This is a genomic window from Pseudomonas cedrina subsp. cedrina, from assembly GCF_001983175.1.
Lineage (GTDB): Bacteria > Pseudomonadota > Gammaproteobacteria > Pseudomonadales > Pseudomonadaceae > Aquipseudomonas > Aquipseudomonas cedrina.
This window is the reverse complement of record NZ_MNPW01000013.1, coordinates 160,633-175,334: the sequence shown is the minus strand read 5'-3', so window position 1 is coordinate 175,334 and position 14,702 is coordinate 160,633. Positions and strand designations below refer to the sequence as shown.

Annotated in this window: 18 protein-coding genes; 10 read left to right on the top strand and 8 right to left on the bottom strand. The window is 58.8% G+C overall.

What is annotated here, in order from left to right; all coding sequences use genetic code 11:
* The first annotated feature begins 85 nt into the window (after nucleotides 1-85).
* Together BLL36_RS24865 and BLL36_RS24860 are read left to right on the top strand one after the other, a co-directional pair.
* The gene (locus tag BLL36_RS24865; RefSeq protein ID WP_076954280.1) at nucleotides 86-1,627 is read left to right on the top strand and encodes an EAL domain-containing protein; all 1,542 of its coding nucleotides are present in this window, start codon (nucleotides 86-88) and stop codon (nucleotides 1,625-1,627) included.
* Between the two features lie 197 nt (nucleotides 1,628-1,824).
* Complete coding sequence (locus tag BLL36_RS24860; RefSeq protein WP_076954250.1) at nucleotides 1,825-2,190, top strand: histone-like nucleoid-structuring protein, MvaT/MvaU family; 366 nt, start codon at nucleotides 1,825-1,827, stop codon at nucleotides 2,188-2,190.
* Between the two features lie 110 nt (nucleotides 2,191-2,300).
* On the opposite strand, the gene BLL36_RS24855 is transcribed toward BLL36_RS24860, so the two are convergent.
* Nucleotides 2,301-2,837, bottom strand: a complete 537-nt coding sequence (locus BLL36_RS24855) for a DUF4946 domain-containing protein (RefSeq protein WP_076954279.1) — start codon at nucleotides 2,835-2,837, stop codon at nucleotides 2,301-2,303.
* 197 nt (nucleotides 2,838-3,034) lie between these two features.
* Here BLL36_RS24855 and gloA point away from each other — a divergent pair, with 197 nt between their 5' ends.
* Nucleotides 3,035-3,556, top strand: a complete 522-nt coding sequence (gloA, locus tag BLL36_RS24850; protein WP_076954249.1) for a lactoylglutathione lyase — start codon at nucleotides 3,035-3,037, stop codon at nucleotides 3,554-3,556.
* A 49-nt stretch (nucleotides 3,557-3,605) separates the two neighbouring features.
* Here the strand turns inward: gloA and ahpF are convergent, their stop codons facing one another.
* The 3 genes from ahpF to BLL36_RS24835 form a co-directional block, all read right to left on the bottom strand.
* Nucleotides 3,606-5,171: an alkyl hydroperoxide reductase subunit F gene (gene ahpF, locus BLL36_RS24845; RefSeq protein ID WP_076954248.1), complete on the bottom strand. Its 1,566-nt coding sequence runs from the start codon at nucleotides 5,169-5,171 to the stop codon at nucleotides 3,606-3,608.
* Between the two features lie 130 nt (nucleotides 5,172-5,301).
* Entirely contained in the window at nucleotides 5,302-5,865 is a 564-nt protein-coding gene (ahpC, locus tag BLL36_RS24840; RefSeq protein ID WP_003191303.1) for an alkyl hydroperoxide reductase subunit C, read from the bottom strand.
* A 143-nt stretch (nucleotides 5,866-6,008) separates the two neighbouring features.
* Entirely contained in the window at nucleotides 6,009-6,941 is a 933-nt protein-coding gene (locus BLL36_RS24835; RefSeq protein ID WP_076954247.1) for a site-specific integrase, read from the bottom strand.
* Between the two features lie 171 nt (nucleotides 6,942-7,112).
* Between BLL36_RS24835 and BLL36_RS24830 the strand changes: the two genes are divergently transcribed.
* Nucleotides 7,113-8,120, top strand: coding sequence for a DNA-binding protein (locus BLL36_RS24830; RefSeq protein ID WP_076954246.1), 1,008 nt, complete (start codon nucleotides 7,113-7,115; stop codon nucleotides 8,118-8,120).
* On the opposite strand, the gene gorA is transcribed toward BLL36_RS24830, so the two are convergent.
* The gene (gene gorA, locus BLL36_RS24825) at nucleotides 8,121-9,479 is read right to left on the bottom strand and encodes a glutathione-disulfide reductase (RefSeq protein WP_076954245.1); all 1,359 of its coding nucleotides are present in this window, start codon (nucleotides 9,477-9,479) and stop codon (nucleotides 8,121-8,123) included. It abuts the gene before it with no gap.
* A gap of 105 nt (nucleotides 9,480-9,584) precedes the next feature.
* On the bottom strand, nucleotides 9,585-10,424 hold the full coding sequence (gene galU, locus BLL36_RS24820) for a UTP--glucose-1-phosphate uridylyltransferase GalU (RefSeq protein ID WP_046068218.1): 840 nt from the start codon (nucleotides 10,422-10,424) through the stop codon (nucleotides 9,585-9,587).
* A 305-nt stretch (nucleotides 10,425-10,729) separates the two neighbouring features.
* Here galU and BLL36_RS24815 point away from each other — a divergent pair, with 305 nt between their 5' ends.
* Complete coding sequence (locus BLL36_RS24815) at nucleotides 10,730-10,915, top strand: hypothetical protein (protein WP_076954244.1); 186 nt, start codon at nucleotides 10,730-10,732, stop codon at nucleotides 10,913-10,915.
* Nucleotides 10,916-11,074: 159 nt separating this feature from the next.
* Nucleotides 11,075-11,356, top strand: coding sequence for a hypothetical protein (locus BLL36_RS24810; RefSeq protein WP_076954243.1), 282 nt, complete (start codon nucleotides 11,075-11,077; stop codon nucleotides 11,354-11,356).
* A gap of 11 nt (nucleotides 11,357-11,367) precedes the next feature.
* Here the strand turns inward: BLL36_RS24810 and BLL36_RS24805 are convergent, their stop codons facing one another.
* Complete coding sequence (locus BLL36_RS24805; protein ID WP_025856013.1) at nucleotides 11,368-11,598, bottom strand: hypothetical protein; 231 nt, start codon at nucleotides 11,596-11,598, stop codon at nucleotides 11,368-11,370.
* 130 nt (nucleotides 11,599-11,728) lie between these two features.
* Nucleotides 11,729-12,082, bottom strand: coding sequence for a hypothetical protein (locus BLL36_RS24800; protein WP_076954242.1), 354 nt, complete (start codon nucleotides 12,080-12,082; stop codon nucleotides 11,729-11,731).
* A 212-nt stretch (nucleotides 12,083-12,294) separates the two neighbouring features.
* Between BLL36_RS24800 and BLL36_RS24795 the strand changes: the two genes are divergently transcribed.
* From BLL36_RS24795 to ada, 4 genes are all read left to right on the top strand, one after another.
* The gene (locus tag BLL36_RS24795) at nucleotides 12,295-12,597 is read left to right on the top strand and encodes a DUF1883 domain-containing protein (RefSeq protein ID WP_064452528.1); all 303 of its coding nucleotides are present in this window, start codon (nucleotides 12,295-12,297) and stop codon (nucleotides 12,595-12,597) included.
* A gap of 30 nt (nucleotides 12,598-12,627) precedes the next feature.
* Nucleotides 12,628-12,795, top strand: a complete 168-nt coding sequence (locus tag BLL36_RS31120; RefSeq protein WP_090219980.1) for a hypothetical protein — start codon at nucleotides 12,628-12,630, stop codon at nucleotides 12,793-12,795.
* Between the two features lie 4 nt (nucleotides 12,796-12,799).
* Nucleotides 12,800-13,465 (top strand): DNA oxidative demethylase AlkB, encoded by a 666-nt coding sequence (gene alkB / locus BLL36_RS24790; RefSeq protein ID WP_076954241.1) that lies wholly within the window; start codon nucleotides 12,800-12,802, stop codon nucleotides 13,463-13,465.
* 75 nt (nucleotides 13,466-13,540) lie between these two features.
* The gene (gene ada / locus BLL36_RS24785) at nucleotides 13,541-14,623 is read left to right on the top strand and encodes a bifunctional DNA-binding transcriptional regulator/O6-methylguanine-DNA methyltransferase Ada (RefSeq protein WP_076954240.1); all 1,083 of its coding nucleotides are present in this window, start codon (nucleotides 13,541-13,543) and stop codon (nucleotides 14,621-14,623) included.
* Nucleotides 14,624-14,702 lie beyond the last annotated feature (79 nt).

Below are 14,702 nucleotides of genomic sequence, written 5' to 3'. Positions count from 1 at the left end.
CCAAATGGCTAGGTACCGCGAGCTAATTTGGAGCGAGCCATCTATCATCGATTGAATCTGACCTTTGCAACAGGCCGTTCACTTCATGCCCCTGACCGTCAACGGCCCGCGAAAACGCGCCAGTCGTTACCTGATCACCTCCTTGAGTGCCTTGCTGCCCGTTGCGCTCGGGGTGGTCATCTTGCATTGGCAAGCCGAGCGTACCCTGCAACAAAACACCGCCCAGACCGCCCAGGAAGCAGTGCGCCAGTTCGACCTGATGCTCGACAACGCCGCACTCGCCGCCCAGGCGCTGCTGCCTTTGGCCGGGCAACCATGCGACAACGCCACGCAATTGGCGCTGCGCGAACAGGTTACACGCGGGCCGTTCGTACGTGCGACCACCTTATCCTGGCAAAAAAACATCTATTGCAGTTCTTTGTTCGGCGGCAATTATGAGTCGCCGGTCAACCCGCAAGACTATGTGGATGGCCAGTTATGGCTGATGAATGGCAATCCGGTTACGCCGGACACCGCCGTGCTGGTTTATCGGCTGGTAGACGGCGATAAAGCAGCTTTTGCGTCGATTGACGGTTATCACCTGACCAACACGCTGCGCCTGATCAGCCGTTATGCCCACCTGATGCTGCAAGTGGGCCCGCATTGGCTGGCGGCCGATGGCACGGTACATGAGAGCCCGCTGCCGGTATTTGCGGTGGCCCATCACCAGTTGGCATCCGAGCGCTATCGCTACCGTGTCGAGGCGGGCATGCCGGCCGGCGAGGTGTGGCGCTACATGCAAGCCCGATACCCAGCGCCGTTCAGCCTGGTGGTGTTCTTTGGCGTGCTGGCGGGCCTGTTGGCGCATTGGCTGCAAAAGCGCTCATCGGCACCGACCCATGAACTGCAACGGGCGCTGGGCGCCAACGAGTTCATTGCTTACTACCAACCGGTTGTACGCGGCGATACCCGCGAATGGGCCGGCTGCGAAGTGCTGATGCGCTGGCAACACCCGAAGGAGGGGCTGGTGCGCCCCGACCTGTTTATTCCGCTGGCCGAGCACTCGGGGCTGATCGTGCCGATGACCCGCGCCCTGCTGCGCCAGACTGCCGCGCAACTGGCACCTCACGCAGCGCGCTTGCGTCCTGGGTTCCACATCGGCGTGAATATCACCGCCCGCCATTGCCAGGACCTGGCGCTGGTGGATGACTGCCGTGAGTTTCTCGGTGCGTTCGCCGTGGGCCAGGTGACTCTGGTGCTGGAGTTGACCGAGCGCGAGCTGATCGTGCCCAGCGATATCACGCGCCAGCTGTTCGACGCGCTGCATCAACTGGGGGTGATGATCGCGATTGATGACTTTGGCACCGGCCACTCAAGTCTGACTTACTTGCGCAACTTCAATGTGGACTATTTGAAGATCGACCAGAGTTTTGTCGCCATGATCGGCGCCGATGCACTCTCTCGGCATATTCTGGACAGCATCATAGAGTTATCCGGCAAGCTCGACTTGGGCATCGTTGCTGAAGGTGTGGAAACCGCTGAACAGTGCGAATACCTGGCCGCACAAGGTGTGGATTTCCTGCAGGGCTATCTGTTCGGCAGACCGTTGCCGTGCGAAGAGTTCATTAAATTACTGGGCAGCCATTGATTAGCCATACACTCAACGCGCTGAAATAATGTTGTTTAGACAAAAGACGTGATTTACTCACGGCGGATTAACTACTACAATTTTCCTGCCTGTGCAGCATTCGCAGGACGACTTCTTTCCTGGGTCGCCTTAAAGCGCTTGGCTTATAGCTTTGTCTGCCGTTGATATCAGCCAACTACACTATTGGAGTACAGATTTTGTCCAGACTCGCCGAATTTCGCGCAGCAGAAAAAGCCCTTCAAGAGCAGCTTGCGCAGCTGGAATCCCTGAAGAACGATGCCGGCCTGAAAAAGGAAATCGAATTCGAAGAAAAGCTTCAAGCCCTGATGAAGTCCTACGGCAAAGGCCTGCGCGACATCATTTCCATCCTTGATCCAAACCCGGGCAAGTCCAACGTCAGCGCCGCTGCCGCACCAAAACAGCGCCGCGCACGCGTGGTCAAGGTTTACCAGAACCCGCACACCGGCGAGCTGATCGAAACCAAGGGCGGCAACCACCGGGGCCTCAAGGCCTGGAAAGAAGAGTACGGCGCCGCCACCGTAGACTCCTGGCTTCGCGGCTGATCGCACCGCACTAACAAAAAGCCCCGCACATGCGGGGCTTTTTTATTCAACGATTCCAAAACGAATTAAATAACTTTTCATCGTGTTCAGAATCATCGGACATTGCACAACTAAAGTTTCAGGCTATCGCGCACCGAACTGACTTCATCCTTGCTTGCCTCGTAGGCATCAGCCTGCCCTGCGTATGAAAAAACATAGGCTTTATCGGTATCGACCGCACCCACTAATGTTTGAGAAAGCACATGGCGGCCGTTTTCTGTAATCACACAAGTAGTTTCCAGCGCGTCAAGACGGCTCAATGTTGTCGGGCGCATCTTGCTGCACACACTTTGATAACCGCCCTGGGCAAAATCCTTCTGGATGGACTTGCGCATCTCCAAGAGCACGCCTTGCAGGTTAACCTTGTGCCCCGCTTCAATTGGCGTACCGGTCAATTCCATGACCATCAAGGTGGCGCCATTTTCATCGCTCTTGATTGCTCGCTGCCGAGACGCCGGCTGAGGCTTTGCAGGGGCCGCCTCGTCAGGCACCACGTCTTCGATCTGCCAGCCGCTGGGCCAATGAATTTGCGGGTCGGCCGCCAGTACGAAGGAACTGCCCAACAGCAAACACACAGCACTCAACAGTGGTTTACGAAATTCGATCATTGCCAACACTACCCAAGGTTCAAGCACAGAAGTCTGAGCCTCGGCACCCTTGGGTCGCAAGGCCTGCGTGGGCTTTTTCATTTGGCGCCCGGCGCAGGCCTTGCGTATCATGGCCGGGTTGCACGGATGCCAGCCGCAAGCCAAGGAACCGCTCATCTCTTAGAGCAGCGTTTGCCCCACTTTTTTCTGGAGGGCCCATGAGCCTGCACGAACTGAACACCTTCCCGGGCGTCACTGCCCAACCTGACAGCGCCACCACGAATTTTGTGTTCAACCACACCATGCTGCGGGTCAAGGACATCACCAAGTCGCTGGATTTCTATACCCGCGTCCTGGGTTTTTCCCTGGTTGAAAAGCGCGACTTCCCGGAAGCCGAATTCAGCCTGTACTTCCTGGCCCTGGTGGACAAATCCCAGATCCCGGCCGACGCAGTCGAACGCACCCAGTGGATGAAGTCGATCCCGGGCATCCTGGAACTGACCCACAACCACGGCACCGAAAACGATGCCGACTTCGCCTACCACAACGGCAACACCGATCCACGTGGCTTTGGCCATATCTGCATCTCGGTGCCGGACATCGTCGCCGCCTGCGAACGCTTCGAAGCCCTGGGCTGTGACTTTCAGAAGCGCCTGAGCGATGGTCGCATGAAGAGCCTGGCCTTCATCAAGGACCCGGATGCGTACTGGGTCGAGATTATCCAGCCCGCACCGATGTAAATAAAAAACCCCATGATCGCTCATGGGGTTTTTCATTTCCGGTTGGCATTTACGCCGGCGCGGAGGTGCGAATCAAGTGATCGAAAGCGCTCAGGGAAGCCTTGGCGCCCTCGCCCACCGCAATCACGATCTGCTTGTACGGCACCGTCGTTACGTCACCCGCTGCGAACACACCTGGCAGTGAAGTCTCGCCACGGGCATCGACGATGATCTCGCCGCGCGGAGTCAGTTCTACGGTGCCTTTGAGCCAATCGGTGTTGGGCAGCAGACCGATCTGCACAAAGATCCCTTCCAGGTCGATGGTGTTGAACTCACCGCTGTCGCGATCTTTGTACGCCAAGCCAGTGACTTTCTGGCCATCACCTTTCACTTCGCTGGTCAGCGCACTGGTGATCACGTCAACGTTCGGCAGGCTGTGGAGCTTGCGCTGCAAGACAGCGTCGGCGCGCAACTTGCTATCGAACTCAAGCAAGGTCACGTGGCTGACGATGCCCGCCAGATCGATGGCCGCTTCAACGCCGGAGTTACCGCCACCGATCACCGCCACGCGCTTGCCCTTGAACAACGGACCGTCGCAGTGCGGGCAGAAGCACACGCCCTTGGCCTTGTATTGCTGCTCACCCGGTACACCCATTTCGCGCCAGCGCGCGCCGGTGGCCAGGATCACCGTCTTGGACTTGAGGCTCGCGCCGCTTTCGAAACGGATTTCGTGCAAGTCGCCGGCGTTTTTCGCCGGGATCAGGCTGCTGGCACGTTGCAGGTTCATGATGTCCACGTCGTACTGGCGAACGTGGGCTTCCAGTGCGCTGGCCAGTTTCGGGCCTTCGGTTTCCTGTACCGAGATAAAGTTCTCGATGGACATGGTGTCCAGCACCTGGCCACCAAAGCGCTCGGCGGCAACGCCGGTGCGAATGCCTTTACGCGCGGCGTAGATGGCTGCCGAAGAACCGGCCGGGCCACCGCCGACAACGAGGACGTCAAAGGCCTCCTTGGCGCTGATTTTCTCGGCGGCTTTTTCGATGCCGCTGGTGTCGAGCTTGGCGAGGATTTCTTCCAGGCCCATGCGGCCCTGGCCGAAGTTCACACCGTTCAAGTAGACGCTTGGCACTGCCATGATCTGGCGCTCGTCGACTTCCGCCTGGAACAACGCGCCGTCGATGGCGACGTGGCGGATGTTCGGGTTGAGCACGGCCATCAAGTTGAGCGCCTGGACCACGTCCGGGCAGTTCTGGCAGGACAGTGAGAAGTAAGTCTCGAAGCTGAACTCGCCTTTGAGGCTACGGATCTGTTCAATTACTTCGACACTGGCCTTCGACGGGTGGCCACCGACTTGCAGCAGGGCCAGCACCAACGAAGTGAATTCATGGCCCATGGGGATGCCGGCGAAACGCAGGCTGATATCGGCACCCGGGCGGTTGACGGAAAACGACGGCTTGCGCGCATCATCGCCATCGGTGTTCAGGGTAATCAGCGTGGTGAGGCTGACTACATCCTGCAAAAGGGCAAGCATTTCCTGGGATTTCGCACCGTCGTCGAGGGAGGCGACGATCTCGATCGGCTGGGTGACCCGTTCCAGGTATGACTTCAACTGAGCTTTAAGATTGGCGTCCAACATACGGGCGATTTCCTGTTAATTCGGTTTAGTACAGACAAAAAAACGCCCGAGCGAATATCGCCCGGGCGTTTCGAGGGCGGTGCAGCTTACTTAAGGTGCGGCAAATTCCGCCCTGAGGTGTTTCACAGACTTAGATCTTGCCGACCAGGTCCAGGGACGGAGCCAGGGTGGCTTCGCCTTCTTTCCACTTGGCTGGGCACACTTCGCCCGGGTGGGCAGCTACATACTGAGCAGCCTTGATCTTGCGCAGCAGCTCGGAAGCGTCACGGCCAACACCGCCGTCGTTCAGTTCAACGATCTTGATCTGACCTTCCGGGTTGATCACGAACGTGCCGCGGTCCGCCAGGCCAGCTTCTTCGATCAGTACGTCGAAGTTGCGGGAGATGGTCAGCGTTGGGTCGCCGATCATGGTGTACTGGATTTTGCCGATGGCTGGCGAAGTGTTGTGCCAGGCAGCGTGGGCAAAGTGGGTGTCGGTGGAAACGCTGTAGATTTCGACGCCCAGCTTCTGGAACTCGGCGTAGTTGTCAGCCAGGTCTTCCAGCTCGGTCGGGCAAACGAAAGTGAAGTCGGCTGGGTAGAAGAAGACCACCGACCACTTGCCCTTCAGGTCAGCGTCGGTCACATCTACGAAGCTGCCGTTTTTGAATGCGGTGGCTTTGAACGGTTTTACTTGGCTGTTGATGATAGGCATCGTTGACTCTCCGTCAGGGTTTAAAAAGGCTTGATAAGTTGATGAGGTGAATCCTACCCACTCTCTCGGCCGATGGCTCATTGGCAAACCTGATGCTCACGATTGGGTTTCTCTATCAGGTGACTGTATTAATAGAAGAAATCTCAAAGCAGTGGTGGAGCCGCCAATGTCATCCCAAGGAAGGGCGTTGCTTCAACATAGCGCATGGCGGATTTCATGTCGCTCCATCCGACGTAACTCATCAATGACTTCAAATCCCAACCGCTGCGATGGGCCCACGTCGCAAAACCCCGGCGCAGCGAGTGACTGGTGTATTGCTCGGCGGGGATGCCGGCGCGCTCAAGTGCCTGGCGCAGCAGAGGGATCACGCTGTTGGGGTGCAAGCCCTCTTCCCCCAGATTGCCCCACCGATCGATACCGCGAAACACCGGCCCCCGTACCAACGCCGAGGCGCTGAGCCATTCCCTGTAGGCTTGCACCGGGCACAGGCGCAGCAGCGCCGGGGTGTGGTAGGTCTTGCCGAGGTTGTCGCGATCGCTTTTGCTGCGCGGCAGGTACAGGCTGATGCCGGCACCGGGCGTGGCCTGGACGTGCTCGATGTCGAGGCGACACAGCTCATCGCTGCGAAAACCGCGCCAGAAGCCCAGCAGGATCAGTGCAGTGTCGCGCTTGGCGCGCAGCAAGCGTGGCGAGTCGTGTGCCAGCGCCGCCTCTTTCGCTTCTACCTCAAGCGCGGCAACCACCTGCTCCAGATGCTTGAGCTGCAACGGCTCGGCTTGCTTCTCCCGAGCAGGGTGTACGGCACGAATGCCCTTGAGCACCTTGCGCACCACGGGCGCCTTGGTCGGATCGGGAAAACCCTGGCTTGTATGCCACTGCGCCAGTGCCGACAGCCGCAGCTTCAGCGTGTTGACCGCCAACACCCCCGCATGCGCGACCAGATAGCGCGCCACGCTGTCACTGGTCGCAGGCAGGAACCCTCCCCAACTCACTTCGAAGTGCTCGATGGCCGCGCGGTAACTGCGTCGGGTGTTGTCGCGGGTGGCGGCGTTGAGATAACGGTCCAGATCGCTCATGGAGGGGCCTATTCGTACTGCTGGCGGGCGCATTGGCGGATTAAAAGCGTATGACACGGGATAATACGCCAATATCCCATCTGTTAAATCATGAATTTCAACGCATTTTAGTCCGTGATATAGTATGTAAATACATAATACATACCACAGTACTAAATCGACGGAGACCCCATGGCTCGCGGCGGCATAAACAAAGCAGTTGTTCAAACGGCACGCCTGGCGATCCTCGCCCGCGGCGAAAACCCCAGCATCGACGCGATACGCATCGAAATGGGCAACACTGGCTCTAAAACCACCATTCATCGTTATCTGAAGGAGTTGGAGGAGAGCGAAACCCGTCTCACCATCACCGAAGCCCCGATCGATGAAGAGCTTGGCGAACTCGTCGCGCGTCTGGCGCAGCGTTTGAAAGACAAAGCCCAGGAGCCTATCGACCTGGCCCTGGCGCAATTCGAACAGCAGAAAGCCGCCCTGCTCGCCCAGTTGGAGACCCTTGAAGAGGCCCATAGCCAACTCAAGCAACAATTCGACATCCAGGCCGCCGCCCTCGCGGAAGAAAGCGCTGCACTGCAAACCGCCAGCACCAGCCTGCAGACCGAACAAACCCGTAACGCCGGGCTAAGCCAGGCGTGCAGCGATTACGAGCTGCGGATCAACGACAAGGACGAACAGATTCGTTCGCTGGAAGAAAAACACGTGCATGCCCGGGATGCGCTGGAGCACTACCGCAACGCGATCAAGGAGCAGCGCGAACAGGAACAGCGCCGTCATGAAGGCCAGTTGCAACAAGTGCAGGCGGAGTTACGCCAGGCGCAGCAGAGCGCCATGGTGCGCCAGGATGAAATCACCCAACTGCATCGCGACAATGAGCGGCTATTGATCGAACATCGGGTGACCGCTAAGGAATTGGCGGCGTTGCAGGAGCAATCGCGCAAGGACCAGGCCCATCAGCTCAAGCTGAGCGAACAGGTCAGCCTGATTGACAGCGAACGCACCCTGCTTCAGGAGCGTCTACGGGTTGCCTTGCTGGAAAGCCAGTCACGCCAACAGGCGCTGACCGAGCACCAGCACACCAACAAGCGCCTGGAACTGGACCTGATCAAGGCCCAGGCCAGTATCGAGGCGTTGCGCCTGGCGGCCGCCGTTGCAGCGACGCCAGAGGCAACACCCGACGCTTGATCAGCCCGCCACAGGCGTGCGCATGGTGACGAACTCTTCCGCCGCCGTGGGGTGCACGCCGATGGTGTCGTCGAAATGCTGCTTGGTCGCGCCCGCTTTCAGCGCAATTGCCAAGCCCTGGATGATTTCGCCGGCATCCGGGCCGACCATATGGCAACCCAGCACCTTGTCGGTGTCGGCGTCGACGATCAATTTCATCAGGGTCTTTTCCTGGCAGTCGGTGAGGGTCAGCTTCATCGGCCGGAAACGGCTTTCGAACACCTGCACCTTATGGCCCTTCGCTTTCGCGTCTTCTTCGGTCAGGCCAACCGTACCGATGTTCGGCAGGCTGAACACCGCCGTGGGGATCATGGCGTAATCCACCGGGCGATAGTGTTCAGGCTTGAACAGGCGTCGCGCCACCGCCATGCCTTCGGCCAGGGCAACCGGCGTCAACTGCACGCGACCGATCACGTCACCAATGGCCAGGATCGACGGCTCGGCGGTCTGGTAAAGGTCGTCCACCTCAACGAAACCACGCTTGTCGAGCTTGATGCCCGTGTGTTCCAACCCGAGATTATCCAGCATCGGGCGACGGCCGGTGGCGTAGAACACGCAATCGGCCTGCAGCACACGACCGTCTTTCAACGTGGCCTTGAGACTGCCATCCGCCTGCTTATCGATACGTTCGATATCGGCATTGAATTGCAGATCGAGGCCGCGCTTGGTCAGCTCTTCCTTGAGGTGGGTGCGCACCGAGCCGTCAAAACCACGCAGGAACAGGTCGCCGCGATACAACAGCGTTGTCTGGGCGCCGAGGCCATGGAAGATGCCGGCAAACTCAACGGCGATGTAACCACCGCCGACGACCAGTACGCGCTTGGGCAGTTGCTTGAGGAAAAACGCTTCATTGGAACCAATGGCGTGTTCATGCCCCGGAATTTCCGGGATCTGCGGCCAGCCACCGGTAGCAATCAGGATGTGCCTCGCGGTAAAGCGCTCACCATTGATCTCGACCTGATGCGGATCAACCAGACGCGCATGCCCCTCATGCAGGGTCACGCCACTGTTGACCAGCAGGTTGCGATAAATGCCATTGAGGCGGTTGATCTCATGGTCCTTGTTCGCGATCAGGGTCGCCCAATCGAAATTCGCTTCGCCCAGGGACCAGCCAAACCCGCTGGCTTGCTCAAACTCTTCGGAGAAATGCGCGCCGTATACCAGCAGCTTTTTCGGCACGCAGCCGACGTTGACACAGGTGCCCCCCAGGTAGCGGCTTTCCGCCACGGCCACCTTGGCACCAAACCCTGCAGCAAAACGTGCCGCACGCACACCGCCTGAACCGGCGCCAATTACATACAGGTCAAAATCGTAGGCCATTTCACTCTCCTCGGCAGGGCATCAGCATACCGCCTTACATGGGGCTGAAAAACGGAAAAGCCACCCGAAGGTGGCTTTCTCTTGGAACAGGCTGGCTGACGTGAATCAGTAAGCCTTGCCAGTCTTGTAGAAGTGCTCGAAGCAGAAGTTGGTCGCTTCGATGTAGCCTTCAGCACCACCGCAGTCAAAACGCTGGCCTTTGAACTTGTAGGCGATGACGCAACCGTCTTTGGCCTGCTTCATCAGGGCGTCGGTGATTTGAATCTCGCCGCCTTTGCCCGGCTCGGTTTCTTCGATCAACTTGAAGATGTCCGGCGTCAGGATGTAGCGACCGATAATGGCCAGGTTCGATGGCGCATCTTCAGGGGCCGGCTTCTCGACCATGTCCCGTACGCGGATCAGGCCATCACCAATGTCGTCACCGGCGATGACGCCGTACTTGTTGGTTTGCGATGGATCCACTTCCATCACCGCAACGATGGTGCAGCGGTATTTTTGATACAGCTTGACCATCTGGGTCAGCACGCCATCGCCGTCGAGATTGACGCACAGGTCATCCGCCAGCACCACGGCGAACGGCTCGTCGCCGATCAGCGGGCGACCGGTCAGGATGGCGTGGCCGAGGCCTTTCATCTGCGTTTGACGAGTGTAGGAGAACGAGCACTCATCCAGCAGCTTGCGGATGCCGACCAGGTATTTCTCCTTGTCGGTGCCCTTGATCTGGTTTTCCAGCTCGTAGCTGATATCGAAGTGGTCTTCCAGCGCGCGCTTACCGCGGCCGGTCACGATGGAGATTTCGTTCAGGCCGGCATCCAATGCCTCTTCGACCCCGTACTGAATCAGTGGCTTGTTCACCACCGGCAGCATCTCTTTGGGCATGGCTTTGGTCGCTGGCAGGAAGCGAGTGCCGTAACCGGCTGCTGGGAACAAGCATTTCTTGATCATATGGGTCCTTACATAGGGCTGTGTGCACGGAATTCGGCGCAGTCTAATCAGGCCGCAGTCGCCTTACAATGGCTCCTGCTGGCGTTGCGATGTCATCATAGAGAAAAAATGTCGGCGTAAGTTCCGCTGATCTTGCGAAGAGGGTTCCCGCCGGCATGGCAAAAATGCCTGCACCTCAATGTTTCAAGGGCTGCGACCCTTTTAGCACGCTTTGGCCCCCAGGACACTGACCGAGAATAACTCGCGCGGCCGCGTGACATTTGGCGCTATCATTACGCCCTTGAACCACACCACGAGATTGATAGATGTCAGAACCAAAAGGCGTAAACGGCTACCTCATCACGCAGCGCGCGGACGGCTGGCACCTGATCAACTTCCACGGCGACAGCGTCGCCGGCGCCTTCGCCACCGAAAGCCTGGCGATTGCAGTAGCCGAAGTTTTTGTAGACGAAGCAGGCCATGCGTCGAGCAAACGTCCGAAAAGCAAGTAATAAGCGCCAGAATCGTTGCGCAGCCCACCAGGAAGCCCCGCTCTGCGGGGCTTTTTAGTGGGCTGTGACTACACACAGGATGGCAGTTCGCTATAATCTTGCGCCAACGCTCCACGACTGTGTCAGCGCCCCCTCCAACACCCTCGACGATGAACCCCTATGAACAAGTTTCTGGCACTGACTGCGGTACTGGCGATCGCCGGGTGCACCACCACCTCTGACGTCTATCTGAAAAACGGTGAACAAGGCCTGACGATCGATTGCTCAGGCGAGGCCAATTCCTGGGCCAGTTGCTACGAAAAAGCCGACGCCTCCTGCGCGGGCACCGGCTACCGTATCGTCGGCACCGAAGGCACGCCTTCGCTCAAGGAGAGTGAAAAGACCTTGGGCCAGGACGTGGGCAACTTCAAAGGCCGCAGCGTGGTCGTGGTCTGCAAGTAAGCGTTACGTCCTTACAGCTGGATGTCGGCAAACTTGATACCCAGGCCGCGAATGGTCTCGACCAGGTCATCCAGGCGCGGGAAAGACTCCACCTCATCCTGATCGTCCACCAGGAAAAAACTGCGGCCGCCGCTTTTTTTGAAGAAGACAATCCACTCGCCCAGGTCGGCCGGGTTCTGGATGATATGGGTCGCCGTTATCTGGCCTTCGGCCTGGCGAGCCCTGACGTGTTCACGCTTCATGAAAGACTTCCCAAAAACAGAAGCCGGCATCAACCGGCAACTTGCAAAATGCGCTAAAAAAGCCCAGCGCCACGCTCGCGGGGGCCAGGCTTTTTATTGGATTAAAAGTAGCAAGGTGAAATGGGCCGCCTCAGCCTGAAATGCACTCTTCGCCAGCCTTCTTCACGTCACCCGGACGGATCGGCACGTTGGACATGCTCTCGTAGAGCTTGATGCTGCTGCCACTGGAACGTTCATCAATCTCGAAAATGGCCGACGGGTCCGCCGAAAACTTTTGCGGCACGATCACCTGCACGCCACCTTCCTTGTGCGGTTCGATCTGCGGCGGCCGACGGGTAGCGGAGAGTTTGCGCACCACACAGGCAGCATATTCCTGTGGTTTCTTTCCGGAAATGACCGCCAGGGTCGGCGGGGTCTGCTTGATATCTGCAACCGAAGCACACCCACCAATCGCCAGGGCCAGAACCAACACACTCCACTTCATACAAAACCTCCGATAAAGACCCTACGACAGCGGGGATGGTAAATTTCTCCCGCCAACGTAGGATTTATCCCTGATAACTCGGTAAATAACTGTTTTAAATTGTCGACGTCGTTGAAGACGATCCGATAATAAACGCGCTGGGGCTGATAAACTCCATCTTAACCTACGTATCGTTCTGATTTTTCAGAAAAAGCCCTTCTGGAGACACCCCAATGAAATTCATTCACCAGCGCGAGCACCTCAACGAGGGGGACATTGTCGTCATCGAATGCTCGCAAACTTGTAATATTCGTCTGATGAGCGACGCGAATTTTCGCAGCTTCAAGAACGGCGGCCGCCACACCTACCACGGCGGCGCCTTTGAGAAGTTCCCTGCCAAAATCACCGCGCCGAGCACCGGGTTCTGGAACATCACCCTGGATGTAGTCACGCGCCGCGCCATCAGCGTGACCCGCAAGCCCGCGTTGTCCCACAAGATCCGCATTGTGCGGCGCACCAGCACCAAGCTGAGCTGAGCTGATCTGAACCTTTCACAGGAAATAGCCGTGACGACCACTACCAAATACGTGATCAAGTACAAGCTCAACGGCGAACGCCGCTTTGAGTTCGCGCAACTGTCCAGCAACAGCGTGGAAGAAGCCAAGCAGGCGCTGGCGAAAATTCATGATGCCAGTGATGAGATCACCGACATCAATGTGAGCAAGGCACTGTAAGACGATGCCTGGCCCCACCGCCGACCTGTTCGCCGATGACGCGCTTCGGCAACCTGCGGGGCGCGAGCAAATAGGCGAACAGTCCTACGTGTTACGCGGCTACGCTTTGCCCTGGGTTGAGCGCCTGTTGCCGGAGCTGCGGCGAGTGCTGGCTCAATCGCCGTTTCGGCAAATGGTCACGCCCGGTGGCTTTACCATGTCGGCGGCGCTGAGCAGCTGCGGCGACCTGGGCTGGACCACCGACCGTTCCGGTTATCGCTACACCCCACTCGACCCGCGCAGCCAGCAGCCCTGGCCGCGCATGCCCGACGTCTTGCGCGAATTGGCGGTGCTGGCGGCGGCAGAGGCCGGTTTTCTCGACTTTGCGCCCGACGCCTGCCTGATCAACCGTTATGTGCCAGGCGCGAAAATGTCCTTGCACCAAGACAAAAATGAACGCCGCTACAGCGAACCCGTGGTCTCGCTATCGCTCGGCTTGCCGGCGATTTTCCTGTTTGGTGGGCATGCGCGCAGTGACAAGACCCGTAAAGTCTCGCTGTTCCATGGCGACGTGGTGGTCTGGGGCGGCGTCGATCGCCTGCGTTTCCACGGGGTGATGCCGATCAAGGATGGCGTGCACCCGGTCATGGGCCCGCAACGCATCAACCTGACCTTTCGCGCCGCAGGTTGATTTGACCGCAAGCTTCAGAGTGCCAGGTGTTGGCGGCACGACTAATCTGGGCAGGATCCGTCAAGAGTGTCGAGCATGACTACCGAACAAGACCCACGCTGGGCAGCGATTCTCGCCCGCGATCCCAAGGCCGATGCGCTGTTCGTCTATGGCGTGAAGACGACCGGCGTGTACTGCCGCGCCAGCAGCGTTTCACGCTTGCCACGCCCGGAAAACGTCGAGTTCTTCGACACCCCGGCGCAGGCCGAAGCCGCCGGGTATCGCGCGAACAAACGCGCCGCCGCCGACCAGACCCAACTCGCCGCTCAGCATGCACAGCTGGTGGCCGACGCCTGTCGGCATATCGAACAGGCCGAGACGCCGCCCAGCCTGAACGCACTGGCCACGCACGCCAAGTTGAGCCCCTTCCATTTTCATCGCGTGTTCAAAGCCGTGACCGGTCTGACGCCCAAGGGCTACGCCAGCGCCCACCGTTCGCGCAAAGTGCGCGACGGCCTCAAGGGCTCCCACTCGGTGACCGATGCGCTGTATGACGCGGGCTACAATTCCAACAGCCGCTTTTACGAGTCTGCCAACCAGCTTCTGGGCATGAAACCCAGCGACTACAAGGCCGGCGGCACCAACAACGCGATCCTGTTCGCCGTCGGGCAATGTTCGCTGGGAGCCATCCTGGTGGCGCGAAGCGAACGCGGCGTGTGCGCGATCCTGCTGGGCGATGACCCGGACCAACTGGTGCGTGACCTGCAGGATCAATTCCCCAACGCCGAGCTGGTGGGCGCCGACCCACGCTTCGAACAGTTGGTCGCCCAGGTTGTGGGTTTTGTCGAAGCCCCCGCGCTTGGCCTGGATTTGCCGCTGGATTTGCGTGGCACAGCGTTTCAGGAACGGGTGTGGCAAGCCTTGCGCGAGATCCCGCCCGGCAGCACGGCCAGCTACGCACAGATTGCCGCGCGAATCGGCGCGCCGACGGCGTACCGCGCGGTGGCACAGGCCTGTGGCGCCAACCGCCTGGCCGTGGCAATCCCTTGCCACCGTGTGGTGCGCAGCGACGGGGATCTGTCGGGCTACCGCTGGGGCGTCGCGCGCAAGCAGCAGTTGCTGCAACGCGAAAGCGAGGCTGAGCCCGTACGCCTCACGCACCACGAAACGTTACTTTAGTCCAGTGAATAAAACAGAGTGGCCGGCGGCCGAGGGCCCTGTTAAAACAGCGCAAAGCCCCATTGACGCTGGAGACACA

Coding starts and splice junctions, on each gene's coding strand:
- BLL36_RS24865 (WP_076954280.1), top strand. CDS start 86: ATGCCCCTGACCGTCAACGGCCCGCGAAAACGCGCCAGTCGTTACCTG.
- BLL36_RS24855 (WP_076954279.1), bottom strand. CDS start 2,837: ATGATCGAATTTCGTAAACCACTGTTGAGTGCTGTGTGTTTGCTGTTG.
- gloA (WP_076954249.1), top strand. CDS start 3,035: ATGAGCCTGCACGAACTGAACACCTTCCCGGGCGTCACTGCCCAACCT.
- ahpF (WP_076954248.1), bottom strand. CDS start 5,171: ATGTTGGACGCCAATCTTAAAGCTCAGTTGAAGTCATACCTGGAACGG.
- ahpC (WP_003191303.1), bottom strand. CDS start 5,865: ATGCCTATCATCAACAGCCAAGTAAAACCGTTCAAAGCCACCGCATTC.
- BLL36_RS24835 (WP_076954247.1), bottom strand. CDS start 6,941: ATGAGCGATCTGGACCGTTATCTCAACGCCGCCACCCGCGACAACACC.
- BLL36_RS24830 (WP_076954246.1), top strand. CDS start 7,113: ATGGCTCGCGGCGGCATAAACAAAGCAGTTGTTCAAACGGCACGCCTG.
- gorA (WP_076954245.1), bottom strand. CDS start 9,479: ATGGCCTACGATTTTGACCTGTATGTAATTGGCGCCGGTTCAGGCGGT.
- galU (WP_046068218.1), bottom strand. CDS start 10,424: ATGATCAAGAAATGCTTGTTCCCAGCAGCCGGTTACGGCACTCGCTTC.
- BLL36_RS24815 (WP_076954244.1), top strand. CDS start 10,730: ATGTCAGAACCAAAAGGCGTAAACGGCTACCTCATCACGCAGCGCGCG.
- BLL36_RS24810 (WP_076954243.1), top strand. CDS start 11,075: ATGAACAAGTTTCTGGCACTGACTGCGGTACTGGCGATCGCCGGGTGC.
- BLL36_RS24805 (WP_025856013.1), bottom strand. CDS start 11,598: ATGAAGCGTGAACACGTCAGGGCTCGCCAGGCCGAAGGCCAGATAACG.
- BLL36_RS24800 (WP_076954242.1), bottom strand. CDS start 12,082: ATGAAGTGGAGTGTGTTGGTTCTGGCCCTGGCGATTGGTGGGTGTGCT.
- BLL36_RS24795 (WP_064452528.1), top strand. CDS start 12,295: ATGAAATTCATTCACCAGCGCGAGCACCTCAACGAGGGGGACATTGTC.
- alkB (WP_076954241.1), top strand. CDS start 12,800: ATGCCTGGCCCCACCGCCGACCTGTTCGCCGATGACGCGCTTCGGCAA.
- ada (WP_076954240.1), top strand. CDS start 13,541: ATGACTACCGAACAAGACCCACGCTGGGCAGCGATTCTCGCCCGCGAT.